The following is a 12,726-nucleotide window of genomic DNA, read 5'->3' as shown; positions in this document are numbered from 1 at the left end:
TGCGAGCGGAGGCCGCGGCAGCTAAGCGTTCTCCCTCCGCTTGCTGGCCGGGCGCCGCGCCTCCGGCACTCCCAGCGTCTGCTCCAGCACGTCCAGCAGCACCCGCACGCTGGCCGGCATCAGCTTGCGCGCCGGCATCAGCACGTAGACCTTCAGCGGCGATGAGGCATAGCCCGGCAGCACGCGCACCAGCTGCCCCTGCCCGACCGCATCCTGCACGAAGCGCGGCGACAACCGCGTCACGCCCAGCCCGTCGAGCGCCGCCTTGAGCCGCAGCTCGGCGTTATGGGTGCAGATGCGCGGCTCGACATCCAGGCGTGCAATCTCCACGCCGTCGCGCAGGAACTCCCAGTGCCGGTCGTCGGCGTTGCCCAGCGTGGGCCACCCCTGCAGGTCCTGCGGCGTGCGCGGCAGCCCGCGCGCTTTGATCAGTGCCGGCGCGGCATAGAAAGCGCGTTCAATCAGCACCACGCGCTTGCTGGCGAACGAGGTGTCGTGCAGCGCGGTGTCGGTCATCACGAACGCGAGGTCGTAGCCCTGGCGGATCAGGTCGGGCTGGTCCCAGCTGACATCGACCTGCACGCGCAGGCCGGGGTGGGCGCGCAGCACGCGCGTCAGGCTTTCAGACAGATGCTGGGAGCCGACTTCATAGGGGGTGGAGATGCGCAGCAGGCCGCTGACTTCGGCGCTGTCCGAGGTGGCCTCGGCACTGATTTCATGCAGTTCGGCGAACAGCGGCGCCACGCGCTCATACAGGCGCTGGCCGCGTTCGGTCACGCGCACGCGGCGCGTGGTGCGCTCGAACAGACGGATGCCAAGCTGGCTTTCCAGCCGCGCCACCGCGGCACTGGCGGAAGATTTGGGTACCTCTGCCAGCTCGGCCCCCTGGGTGAAGCCGCCGCCTTCCACCACGCGGCAAAAAATCTCCCAGTCCTTCCATTCGATTGTCTTCATGCGGCGCCTCGTCATTGCGGTGCGCCGCGATTGTCCCACAGCGCGAACAATGGCGCTGTGGGCAGTGGCCCTTAATCGAACAGGATCACCGAGCGCGCCAGCTCGCCGCGGCGCAGTTCGTCGAAGGCATCGTTGATGCGCTCCAGCGGCAGGCGCTGCGCGATCAGTTCGTCCAGGTGCAGGCGGCCGGCCATGTAGAAGTCCACCATGCGCGGCATGTCCACCGGGAAGCGGTTGGAACCCATCAGCGATCCCTGGATGCGCTTCTCGCCCAGGAAATCGCTGCCCTTCAGTTCGATCTTGACGCCCGGCGCGATCATGCCGATGACCGTGGCGGTGCCGCCCCGGCGCAGCATGGCAAAGGCCTGCTCGGTGGTCTGCTTCAGGCCGATGGCCTCGAAGGCATGGTGCACGCCGCCGCCGGTGAGGGTGCGCACGGCGTCCGGCACATCGGCATTGCCGGCGTCGATCACGTCGGTCGCGCCGAACTTGCGCGCCAGCTCCAGCTTGGCCGGCACGCGGTCGATGGCGATGATGCGCCCGGCGCCGGCAATGGCAGCGCTGTTGACCGTGGCCAGCCCGATGCCGCCGCAGCCGATCACGGCAACGGTCTCGCCCGGCTGCACCTTCGCGGTATGGATCACCGCGCCCATGCCGGTGGTGACCGCGCAGCCGATCAGCGCGGCGCGGTCCAGCGGCATGTCGCGCCGTATTGCCACCAGCGCGTGCTCATGGATCAGCATCTGCTCGGCGAACGCCGACAGGTTCAGGAACTGGTTCATCGGCCCGCCCTGGCGGGCCATCAGGCGCGGCTCCTCGCCTTCGCGGCGGCGGGTATCGGGCTCGGTGCACAGCGACAGGTGGCCGGTCAGGCAGTGCTCGCAGTGGCCGCAGTACGCCGACAGGCAGGTGATCACGTGGTCGCCGGGCTTGACCGTGCGCACTTCGGCGCCGACCTGCTCGACCACGCCCGCGGCCTCGTGGCCCAGGATCGCCGGCATCGGGTACGGGTAGGCACCGTCCAGGAAATGCAGGTCCGAGTGGCACACGCCCACGGCGGCGGTGCGCACCAGCACCTCGCGCGGGCCGGGCTTGCCGATGGCAACGTCTTCGATCACCAGCGGGGTCTTGGGTTGATGCAGGACAGCGGCTTTCATCAGATTTGCTCCGAGAAACCTCGCCATTCATGGCGGGGAGTGAAAGGAGCGCCGCCGAGAGGCGGCATTCCCACGTTAGAATGAGCGGCATGATTCGTGTCTACCGCTACCGGGTGAAGTCGCTCAACGGCCTGCTCAACAAGCAGAGCCGCGCGGTGAACTACGTCTGGAACTTCTGCAATGACACGCAGAGGCACGCGCTCAAATGGGGGAAGAAGTGGCCGAGCGGGTTCGATCTGAACGTGCTGACCACGGGCAGCAGAAAGGAACTCGGCATCCATTCCGGCACGGTCAACGCGACATGCGAGCAGTACGCGAAATCGCGCAGCCAGCATCGCCGTCCTTACTTGCGATACCGCGGTAGGAAGAGCCTTGGATGGGTGCCCATGAAGGGCCGCGATTTGAAACGAGAGGGCGAGGCGTTTCGCTTTGCCGGGCATACCTTCCGCGTGTTCAATAGTCGCCTGTTGCCCGAAGGCAAGGTCAGGGACGGCAGCAACTTTGCGCAGGATTCGCGCGGGAACTGGTTTCTCAACATCGTGATAGAGGTTGCTGATATGCCGGCACGCCCGATTCAAACTGGCGTCGGCATCGATCTTGGTTTGAAGGACTTCGCGACGCTCTCGACCGGCGAGAAGCTCCCCAATGACCGCTTTGGCCGGCATGCCGCCGAAAGACTGGCGAAGGCGCAGCGTGCGCGAAAGCACAAGCGGCATATTGCCAAGCTGCATGCCAAGGTGGCGAATGCCCGCGCCGACTTCCAGCACAAGCTTGCGTTCGAGCTCGTCCGGCGCTTCGATTACATCGCGGTCGGCAACGTGTCGGCTTTGAAACTCGCCAAAACCAAGATGGCGAAGAGCGTCTACGACGCATCCTGGTCGTCCTTCCGGGACAAGCTCCGCTACAAAGCGATTGCGCACGGAGCCACGTTTGAGGAAGTGAACGAAAGCGGTTCTACCCAGTCCTGTTCGGCGTGCGGTTCGAAGGACAGCGCGACGCGGCCGAAAGGTATCGCAGGACTGCGAATAAGAGAGTGGACCTGCAGTAGATGTGGTGTCGTGCATGACCGTGATACCAATGCTGCGTTAAACATTCTCCGATGCGGACGTGCATCGCCAGGTGTGGGAATCCCCTGCCTTTAGGCAGGGGAGGACGTCAAGAAGCTCCTTTGCGGCAGCAACGAAGCGGAAAACCATACGCCCAAACCCGGGTTCAGGAAAGGCGCGGTGCAGCACCGCAGCCAGGTTTACAGCTCTTCCTTGATCGGGAGCACGCGCAGCACGCCGATGCCCAGATGCTGCAGCGGGCCCATGCCGGGTTCGCTGTCATAGACCATGAGCTGCCCTTTCTCGCGCGTGGTCCAGGTCAGGCGCCGGTTGCCGCCGTCGCCATCGGTCTGCATCCCGACGCGGTAGGCCATGTCGAGCAGCCCGTTCTCGGTGGACTTGATCATGCGCTCGGCCAGCGCCGGGCTGTCCAGCACGATGCCCATCTCGGTATTGAGCTTGGCCGAGCGCGGATCCATGTTGAGCGAGCCGATGAATACCAGGCGCCGGTCGACGATGTAGTTCTTGGCATGCAGGCTGGCGCGGCTGGACGACAGCCATGAGCGCGAGCGCGAACCGCGCGCGGCCTTGCCGCTGCTTGCCAGTTCGGCGTAGGCGCTGGGCTTGAGCTCATACAGCTCAACGCCCGCGGCCACCAGCGCCAGCCGGTGCGGGGCATAGCCGGCATGCACCGGGCTGACATCGGTGGCGGCAAACGAGTTGGTCAGGATGCGCACGCGGATGCCGCGCTTTGCCAGGGCGATCAGCCAGGCCTCGCCGTCGTCGTCCGGCACAAAGTACGGCGAGATCAGCAGCACTTCCTTCTGCGCGCCGTTGATCATTTGCTCGAGCCGGGCCGTGGCGCGCCCGGGATCGTCGTCGGTCTGGTGCGTGATCTTGGCCGCCTTGTCGGAGACCACGACAGCCTTGCCGCTGAAAGCAGGCATATGGCCGCTCTCGATGCCCTTGGCCAGGCCCGACTCCAGCAATTCCTTCACGTAGGGGCTGGCGACCGCCTGGTCGCCGCGTGCTTCCAGACCCTTGCGCAGGCTGCGCATCTCAACCGGCGCTTCCTTGCCTGCTGGGATCAGCGCCACCACCGGGTATGAGGACTGGTCGTTCCAGTATTCATCGAATACGGCCGACACCTGCGGCACCGCCGGTCCGGCAATCAGCACATCGAGGTCGCTGAAGTCCATGTCGGTGCGCGCGGAGAAGTAGGCATCGCCGACATTGCGCCCGCCCACCAGCGACATCTGGTTGTCCACCGTCATCGACTTGTTGTGCATGCGCCGGTCCAGCCGCTTGAAGCCGGCCAGCATTTCCAGCCAGCGCACGCTGCGGTTGGCAAAGGGATTGAACAGGCGCACCTCGATATTGGGATGCGAATCGATGGCCGACAGGATCTGGTCCATGCCGCCGGTATGCAAGTCGTCGAGCAGCATGCGCACGCGCACGCCGCGGTCGGCCGCGTCGATGATGTCGCCCAGCACGGCGGCGCCGGTGCCGGTGGTCTCGAAGATATAGGTCTGCAGGTCCAGGCTGCGCTGCGCCGCACGCGCCATCGCCAGCCGCGCAGCGAGGGCATCGGGCCCGGACGACAGCGGATAGAACAGCGACTCGCCGGGGCGCTGCGCCAGGCGCGGCGCCAGCACCTTGCCCAGCGGGGTATCGGCGGTACTGGCCGGGGCGCTCGAGGGGGTGCGCTGCGCCGAGGCCGGCAGGCTGGCGCACCCTGCCAGCACCCCGGCCGCCAGCGCGGACCCCAGCATCACCGCCGTCAGCCGGCGCAGGCCCCGGCAGCGGCTGGCGCCCGCATGCCCCGCGGCACCGCGTGGCCGGGTATCGAACGGGACATGGCAGAGCGTCTGGAACATCCGTGAGGTCCCCCTGCGGCGGGATGGGATGGGGCTGGCTCCGCGCGCCGGCCGGCATGCAGCGCCTGCTACTTCGCACGATATACCGCGCGCCGTGGCCGCGGCAGCGGTGCCATTCCTGTTCCACGCCGGGTGTTTGTCCTACACCTCACGCACAAGCAATGCGCCACGCGGCGGATGCGGCACACCGGGCGGCGCACAGCCCGCGCAGCGGCTTTCCCTGCACAGCGATTTCTCTTATGATGCCGCCCAATATACGGGCCGGTAGAACCGGGAGGCGGCACTGGCGGCGGGCCGCCGGGACCCATGCGGCTGGCGCTTCGGCGCGGCTTGCCGCCTCTCGGCGATGCCGGCATAGTTGCGCGCCTTCGCGCCTTTTTTGCCTGGCGCGCGCCCAGACCGGATCCTGATGTCAAGCCAACCTTCCCAACCCACCTCTTCCGGCGCCCCCGCGCCGACGCTGCGCCGCACCCTGCGGGCACGCCATCTCACCATGATCGCCATCGGCGGCTCGATCGGCACGGGACTGTTCGTGGCCTCGGGCGCCACCATCGCGCAGGCCGGCCCCGGCGGCGCGCTGGCCGCCTATATCCTGATCGGGGCAATGGTCTATTTCCTGATGACCAGCCTGGGCGAGCTGGCGGCCTATATGCCGGTGTCGGGCTCGTTCGCCACCTATGGCGCGCGCTATGTCGATGAAGGCTTCGGCTTCGCGCTCGGCTGGAACTACTGGTACAACTGGGCGGTGACCATCGCGGTGGAGCTGGCCGCGGCCCAGCTGGTGATGCAGTACTGGTTCCCCGACACGCCCGGCGTGCTGTGGAGCGCGCTGTTCCTGGGCCTGATGTTCCTGCTCAACGCGATCTCGGTGCGCGGCTTCGGCGAAGCCGAGTACTGGTGCGCGCTGGTCAAGGTGGTGACGGTAATCGCCTTTATCGGCATCGGCACGCTGATGATCTTCGGCATCCTGCGCGGCGATGTATCGGCCGCGCACGGGCTGGCCAACCTGACCACCGGCGATGCGCCCTTCGTCGGCGGCCTGCCGGCGCTGATCGGCGTGGCCATGATCGCCGGCTTCTCGTTCCAGGGCACCGAGCTGATCGGCGTCGCCGCCGGCGAATCGGCCGATCCCGCCAAGAACATCCCGCGCGCGGTGCGCCAGGTGTTCTGGCGCATCCTGCTGTTCTATGTGCTGGCGATCCTGATCATCGGCATCCTGATCCCTTACACCGACCCGAACCTGCTCAAGAACGACGTGCAGACCGTGGGCGTAAGCCCGTTCACGCTGGTGTTCCGCCATGCGGGCCTGGCCTTTGCGGCAGGCGTGATGAACGCGGTGATCCTGACCGCGGTGCTGTCGGCTGGCAACTCGGGCATGTATGCCTCTACCCGCATGCTGTACAACCTGGCCACCGAAGGCCGCGCGCCGCGCATCTTTGCGCAGCTGACGCGCAACGGCGTGCCGCTAATGGCGCTGCTGGCCACCACCGCGGTGGGCGCGCTGTGCTTCCTCACCTCGCTGTTCGAAAGCAGGTCGGTCTACCTGTGGCTGCTGAACCTGTCCGGCATGACCGGATTTATCGCCTGGCTGTGCATTGCGGTCAGCCATTACCGCTTCCGCAAGGGCTTTGTCGCGCAGGGGCTGGACCTGGACCGGCTACCTTACCGCTCGCCGTTCTTCCCCTACGGGCCGATCTTCGCCTTTGCGCTGTGCCTGATCGTCACGCTGGGCCAGAACTACCAGGCCTTCACCAGCGGAAAGATCGACTGGGTCAGCGTGGCCGCCACCTATATCGGCATCCCGATCTTCCTCCTGATCTGGCTGGGCTACCGCATTGCGCGCAAGACGCGCTTCGTGTCCTATGCCGACATGGAATTCCCCGCCCTGCCGGCCAGAAGCGATGCCGCCCCGGCGCGCGCCGCCGTACCGGCAACCGGTGAATAAGCGCCATTCCCGGGCGCTTCACAACCAGCAGTACATAAATGCAAAAAAGCGCGCGGCACTGCTTGTGCCGCGCGCTTTTCTTTTGCTGGCGGCCTGGACTGCTGGCTACAAGGCCAGCTCGCTGTGCGACCCAAGCCGGACAAGTTGCAGTGTCCAAGGGTCTGGCTTCCGATAGATCAGCAAAAGGTCTGGCCGAACATGGCAATCCCGGAAATCCTTCCACTGGCCGCCAAGCGCATGGTCGCGAAACTTGTCCGGCAGCGATACGTCACTCGCCAAGGCAGTCAGGATTGCAAACCAGTCACCAGCCGGGCTTTGCAGCAGTGCCTTGAACGGCCCTCTGAGTTCGCGCTTGTAATCGCGCTTGAATTGGGTCGTCCGTTCAATCGTCCTCATCGTTGAGATCCGCCATCAGGTCGCTCACCGACCCGAACTTGCGGAGGCCACCGGCCCGCGCCTCTCTTAGCGCCGCAATGGTTGCTGGATTGGGAGTCATCAGTTCCACAGGCAATGCCTTTTCACGTGCCACGCGCGTCAAAAGCATGCGCACGGCGTCTGAAACCGTCAGCCCCATTGCTTCCAGAACGATCGCGGCCTCTTCCTTGATTTCAGCGTCGATACGGGCGCGGACAAAAGTCGAAGCGGACATGACAGGCTCCTGCAAACAATAGCGAAGTGGAGAACGGATAACTGGAGATCTCGGACAGTTTGAGATTTGTCCGTCCCAGACGTATTCACAGTGTAGCTCAAATGAGCTACAGCGCCAGTTCGATGGCGCCTCCTCGTTGTTTTCAACCACAAAGCTCATGTGGTGCCTTGACGCCCTATCCCAACGCTAGCATCATTCGGCCTTTTCCTAAATGCGAATAATTCGCATTTGTATCTAAATTTACATACAGGCCCGCCTGTCTCCTGCTGTCCCCTCATGAGCCGCCAAGTCATTCGCGCCGCGCGCCTGCGCGCACCCAAACCCCGCCATCTCGCCGTGCTGGCGCAACTGGCCGTCCTGGCCGGCTTTCCGGCAACCGCCGCGCTGGCGCAGCAAGCCGCGGCGCTAGCGGATGGGCAGTCGCTGCCCGCGGTGACCGTCAGCGCCTCGGCCGTCGACGATTCCGGCCTGCAGCTTGAGAAAAAGGCCAGCACCGGCGCGCTGGGCTCGCGCACGCAGCTCGACACCCCGTACTCCACCACCATCGTCACCGGCGAAGACCTGGCCGACCGCCAGGTGGCCAAGCTGGGCGATGTGTTTGCGATGGATGCGTCGGTCAGCGACAACGGCAACGGCTACAACAGCTGGTCCAGCTACCTGAGCGTGCGCGGCCTGCAGATCGACTGGCAGAACGGCTTCAAGATCAACGGGCTGCCGTTCATCGCCTACGGCATCACGCTGCCGTACGAGCATATGGAGCAGGTGGAACTGCTCAAGGGGCTGCCGGGCTTCATGTACGGCTTCGCCACTCCGGGCGGCATCGTCAACTATGTCACCAAGAAGCCGACCGACACCTTCACCGCCTCATTCGAACTGGGTTACCGCGCCGCCAATGTCTGGAGCGAGCACGCCGACCTGGGCGGGCGCGCCGGCCCGAACAATATGTTCGGCTACCGCCTGAACGTGACGCACGAGGAAGGCACGCCCTACAACGCGCGCAATATCAAGCGCGACAGCGTCTCGCTGGGCCTGGATGCGCGCCTGACCAAGGACCTGACCTGGACCTTCGACTCGATCTACCAGGACCGCCGCGCCACTGGCCAGATGCCGTCGTTCAGCCTGTGGAGCTACGGCGACACGGCCCTGCCGGCCGCGGTGTCCGGCCGCATCCGCAACTTCGCCGGTGCCGACCAGCACCTGAACACCAACCTGCAGCTGTACAGCACCGGCCTGCGCTACCAGATCAATCCGGACTGGGCAGTCAGCACCAACTACAGCTTCACCAAGGTCAACCGCAGCCGCAACGAAAGCACCTACAACCTGCTGAACCAGGCCGGCGACTACAACGACCAGCGCTACGACACCGCGCAGAACCAGCAGGTGGGGCAATGGCAGGCGATGCTCGAAGGCAAGTTCCGCACCGGGCCGTTCGGCCACCAGCTGGTGGCGGGCCTGTCGTGGCAGAAGCAGATCGACCGCTATGACAACAACGGCTTCGGCGCCGTCATCGGCACCGGCAACATCTTCGAGCCCAACACCAACACGTACTACAGCTCGACCGCCTTCAACAAGGTGCGCAACAGCGACATTACGCAGAAGTCGGTGTTCGCCAGCGACACCGTGCAGCTGAGCGAGCGCTGGTCGGTGCTGGCCGGCCTGCGCGTGACCAACTTCGAGCAGAACGGCTATGTGCCGGTGACGTCCAGCTACAGCAAGAACGGCGTGGTCACGCCCACGCTGGCGCTGATGTTCAAGCCGGTGCCCACGGCCACGGTCTACGCCAGCTACGTGGAAGCGCTGGAGCCCGGCTCGATCGTGCCGGATGGCTACACCAACGCGCGCCAGCTGCTCAGCCCGATCCGCAGCAAGCAGTATGAGATCGGCGTCAAGGCCGACCAGGCCGCCTGGAGCGCCACCGCCGCCGCCTTCCGCATCGAGCGCGGCGCCGAGTACGACAGCATCAACGGCGGCGTGCCGACGCGCCAGCAGGACGGCACCTCGATCTACCAGGGGCTGGAGCTGGCCGGCGTGTACCGGCTGGGCTCGCAGTGGGAATTCGGCGCGAGCGCGATGTACCTGGACTCGTACTACGACAAGGGCATGGCCAACAACGGCAAGCGCGTCGCCGGTGCGCCTGACCTGGTGCTGGCGGGACGCATCAGCTACCGCGTGCCGTTCGTGCCGGGCCTGCGCCTTGGTGTCGATGGCAAGTACACCGGCAATACCAAGCTGAACGCGGGCAATACGCTGGAGGCCGGCGGCTACACGGTGTTCAATCTCGGCGCGAGCTACAACACCCGCGTCGCCGGCAAGGACCTGACGCTGCGCGCCGCGCTGAACAACGTGACCAACAAGCGCTACTGGGGCTTCCAGTACGAGAACTACATCCAGCCGGCCGATCCGCGCAGCGTGAGCCTGACGGCGAAGATTGCTTATTGAGATTGACCGGACCGCAAGGCCGCCTGCCTTCAGTCAACCTTGACGTTCAGGTCTTTCACGACGCCAGCCCATTTGGCCAGCTCGGCGTTGACGAAGCGGCTGAGCTCAGCCGGGGTGCTGCTGGCCGGCGTCGCCCCTTCCCCGTTGAAGCGCTGAATAAGCTTCGGCGACGCCAGTGACTTGGCGACGGCCCTGTTCAGCGCATCGATCACCGGCTGGGGCGTATTCTTCGGTGCCAGCAATGCATTCCAGGTATTGATCTCGAAGCTGCCGAAGCCCGGCACCTCACGCATGGCGGGAACATCCGGCAGTTGCGGCGACCGCTCCCTGGTGGTCACGGCGATGGCGCGCAGCCTGCCGGCCTTCACCTGCGGCAGGGCGCCAGGTAGCGTGGCGAAGCTCAGTTGCGTCTCGCCGGCGATCACCGAAGTATTGGCAAGCGCGCCGCCCCGATACGGCACATGCACCAGCTTGGCATTGGCGCTCTGGGCAAACATCGCGCCGGCCAGGTGGACCGGCGAACCGTTGCCGCTGGATGCGTAGTTCAGCTCTCCCGACTTCTTCCGGGCCAGCGCCACCAGGTCAGGCACGTTCCTGGCGGGCAGGTTCGGGGTCGTGATCAGCACGAGCGGGATCGAGGCGACCATGCTGACGGGCGCAAAGCCGCTGACCGGCTCGTAGCCCAGCGTTTTCTTGTACAGGGCTGGGTTGATGCCGTGGCTCGACACGGTTGCCATGAACAGCGTATAGCCATCCGGGGCCGACTGCTGCACATAGGCGGCGGCCGAGTTGCCGGCCGCGCCGGGCTTGTTCTCGATGATCACCGACTGCTTCAGCTCGCTGGCCAGCTGTTCGGCCAGCGCCCGCGCCAGGATGTCGGTGGTGCCCCCGGCCGCATAGCCCACCACGATACGGATGGGCTGTTGCGGATATTGGGCCGCCGCGTGCCCTGCCAGGCCCAGGCCGGCCACGGCCATCGCCAGGACAAGCCTCTGCTTCGTGTTCATGCCATGTCTCCTCTCTTTTGTATGTGTCCCCACGTCATGCGTGGCGGTATTGCCGGTATTCCCGGATCTCCGGGATGCAACGCTTATTGGCCCTTGAAGGCGGGGCTGCGCTTCTCGGCGAAGGCGCGCTTGCCCTCGCAGTAATCGTCGCTGGCGAAGCACTGCATGACGAGCTGCTGCATGCCCGCGATATCGACCTCCGGGCCCAGCTGCTGCAATTGACGAATCATGCGTTTGCCGGCGCGCAGCGTGAGGGGCGCGTTGGCGGCAATCTGGTCCAGGCGCGTCTGCAGCGCCGCGTCGAGGTCAGCCGCATCGGTCGCGTGATGGACCAGGCCAAGGGTCTTGGCGTCGGCCGCCGAATAGCGGTTGGCCGTAAGGAAGATTTCGAGCGCATTGGCGGCGCCGACCGTGCTGACCAGATTCCGGATCGCGGTGAGCCGGTAACCCAGGCCGAGCTTGCCAGCCGGGATGGCAAAGGTGCTGTCGGACGACGCGATCCGGATGTCGCAGCACAGGGCGATATTCAGGCCGCCGCCGATGCAATAGCCCTTGATCCTGGCAAGGGTCGGCTTGGCGTAGTCGTAGAGGGCCAGCTGGGCGGCCTCGGCCACTTGTTCGTAGGCCGCAACGGCCTCCTCGCCGGAGCGCAGGTTGTCGAACTGCGCGATATTCGCCCCGCTCACGAAGGCGCGCTCTCCGGCGCCGGTCAGCACTACCGAGCGCACTTCGTCGTCCTGCTCGAACGCTGCGAGCGCCTTGGGCAGTGCCGCCCACATGTCGAACGAGACGGCGTTGTGGCGGCCAGGGTCGTTGAAGGTAATCCAGCCGGTGCGGCCGCGTTTTTCCACCAGCAGGGTATCGGTAATCTCGCCTTGCAGTATGCGTGTCGTGGTCATGTTGTCTTTCCAGGCGCTCGGGCCTTATGTCTTTCAATGCCGTTGGTCAAGTGGTAGCGCATGGCGGCGCGCGCGCGGTCGGCGTTCCCCGCGGCAATGGCATCGAAGATCGCGTGGTGCTCCTGTTCGATCTCCGCGATGCGCTTGGTCCCGGTCGAGGTGGAACGCAGCGTGCGCACGGAGTCGTGGAGAACATGGCTCAGATGCGCCATCAAGCGAATGAAGTACGGGTTGTTGGTTGCGTTGCCCACCGCGAGGTGGAAATCGAGTGCGGTGTCCGCGCCCTTTTCCCAGTCTCCGCCCGCTTCATCGACCTTCGCCAGCGCCAGTCGCAGCGCCTCCAGCTGCTCAGGCGTGCGGAACCGCGCCGCCAGCGCGGCGGCGCCCGATTCGATCTCGAGACGCAGCTGGAAGACATGCTCCAGCGCATCCTCATGCAACAGTTCGTCGGTGACGATCTCGAAGTTGCGCTGCCCGATGCCCTGCGCCACGAACGTGCCGGTGCCGCGCCGGGTTTCAACGTAGCCGGCCAGCTTCAGGCGCGCGATGGCCTCGCGCACGACATTGCGGCTCACGTCGAACGCGGTGGCCAGCTCGTTCTCCGTGGGCAGTTGCTGCCCGTGGGCCAGGGTGCCGTCCAGGATGCGCTGGCGGATCTGGTGCGCGATCTCGTCGGGCAGGTTGTCCGGCCGGCGCAGGCTCGTGAATCCGCGAATCTCCATGCCAAGTTGGGCCTTCATCAGAATCTCCGTC

General features: G+C 65.5%; 11 protein-coding genes. 3 read left to right on the top strand and 8 right to left on the bottom strand.

Going from position 1 to position 12,726, the window contains the following annotated elements; all coding sequences use genetic code 11:
- Positions 1-21: 21 nt before the first annotated feature.
- Both ACW4E8_RS19175 and ACW4E8_RS19170 read right to left on the bottom strand, forming a co-directional pair.
- On the bottom strand, positions 22-954 hold the full coding sequence (locus ACW4E8_RS19175) for a LysR family transcriptional regulator (protein ID WP_456805966.1): 933 nt from the start codon (positions 952-954) through the stop codon (positions 22-24).
- Positions 955-1,025: 71 nt separating this feature from the next.
- Complete coding sequence (locus ACW4E8_RS19170; protein WP_456805965.1) at positions 1,026-2,111, bottom strand: Zn-dependent alcohol dehydrogenase; 1,086 nt, start codon at positions 2,109-2,111, stop codon at positions 1,026-1,028.
- A gap of 89 nt (positions 2,112-2,200) precedes the next feature.
- On the opposite strand from ACW4E8_RS19170, the gene ACW4E8_RS19165 reads away from it, so the two are divergent.
- Positions 2,201-3,253: an RNA-guided endonuclease InsQ/TnpB family protein gene (locus ACW4E8_RS19165; RefSeq protein WP_456805964.1), complete on the top strand. Its 1,053-nt coding sequence runs from the start codon at positions 2,201-2,203 to the stop codon at positions 3,251-3,253.
- A 104-nt stretch (positions 3,254-3,357) separates the two neighbouring features.
- Here ACW4E8_RS19165 and ACW4E8_RS19160 read toward each other — a convergent pair whose 3' ends face one another.
- A complete protein-coding gene (locus tag ACW4E8_RS19160; RefSeq protein ID WP_456805963.1) occupies positions 3,358-5,034 on the bottom strand; it encodes a phospholipase D family protein in 1,677 nt (558 codons plus the stop codon).
- 409 nt (positions 5,035-5,443) lie between these two features.
- Between ACW4E8_RS19160 and ACW4E8_RS19155 the strand changes: the two genes are divergently transcribed.
- Positions 5,444-6,979, top strand: a complete 1,536-nt coding sequence (locus ACW4E8_RS19155; protein ID WP_456805962.1) for an amino acid permease — start codon at positions 5,444-5,446, stop codon at positions 6,977-6,979.
- A 105-nt stretch (positions 6,980-7,084) separates the two neighbouring features.
- Here the strand turns inward: ACW4E8_RS19155 and ACW4E8_RS19150 are convergent, their stop codons facing one another.
- Together ACW4E8_RS19150 and ACW4E8_RS19145 are read right to left on the bottom strand one after the other, a co-directional pair.
- Positions 7,085-7,375 (bottom strand): type II toxin-antitoxin system YafQ family toxin, encoded by a 291-nt coding sequence (locus ACW4E8_RS19150; RefSeq protein WP_456805961.1) that lies wholly within the window; start codon positions 7,373-7,375, stop codon positions 7,085-7,087.
- Positions 7,362-7,628, bottom strand: a complete 267-nt coding sequence (locus tag ACW4E8_RS19145; RefSeq protein WP_456805960.1) for a type II toxin-antitoxin system RelB/DinJ family antitoxin — start codon at positions 7,626-7,628, stop codon at positions 7,362-7,364. The genes ACW4E8_RS19150 and ACW4E8_RS19145 overlap by 14 nt, the downstream gene beginning before the upstream one ends.
- Positions 7,629-7,904: 276 nt before the next feature.
- On the opposite strand from ACW4E8_RS19145, the gene ACW4E8_RS19140 reads away from it, so the two are divergent.
- Positions 7,905-10,067: a TonB-dependent siderophore receptor gene (locus tag ACW4E8_RS19140; RefSeq protein WP_456805959.1), complete on the top strand. Its 2,163-nt coding sequence runs from the start codon at positions 7,905-7,907 to the stop codon at positions 10,065-10,067.
- Positions 10,068-10,096: 29 nt separating this feature from the next.
- Here the strand turns inward: ACW4E8_RS19140 and ACW4E8_RS19135 are convergent, their stop codons facing one another.
- The 3 genes from ACW4E8_RS19135 to ACW4E8_RS19125 form a co-directional block, all read right to left on the bottom strand.
- On the bottom strand, positions 10,097-11,074 hold the full coding sequence (locus ACW4E8_RS19135; RefSeq protein ID WP_456805958.1) for a Bug family tripartite tricarboxylate transporter substrate binding protein: 978 nt from the start codon (positions 11,072-11,074) through the stop codon (positions 10,097-10,099).
- Between the two features lie 83 nt (positions 11,075-11,157).
- On the bottom strand, positions 11,158-11,973 hold the full coding sequence (locus ACW4E8_RS19130) for an enoyl-CoA hydratase (protein ID WP_456805957.1): 816 nt from the start codon (positions 11,971-11,973) through the stop codon (positions 11,158-11,160).
- Positions 11,970-12,713 carry a FadR/GntR family transcriptional regulator gene (locus ACW4E8_RS19125; RefSeq protein ID WP_456805956.1) on the bottom strand — a complete coding sequence of 248 codons (744 nt, stop codon included), beginning with the start codon at positions 12,711-12,713 and terminating at the stop codon, positions 11,970-11,972. Before ACW4E8_RS19125 ends, ACW4E8_RS19130 begins: the two co-directional genes overlap by 4 nt.
- Positions 12,714-12,726 lie beyond the last annotated feature (13 nt).

The sequence above is a fragment of the Cupriavidus sp. CP313 genome (assembly GCF_054072015.1).
The sequence above is the reverse complement of the archived record's forward strand: the minus strand, read 5'-3'. Positions and strand labels throughout refer to the sequence as shown.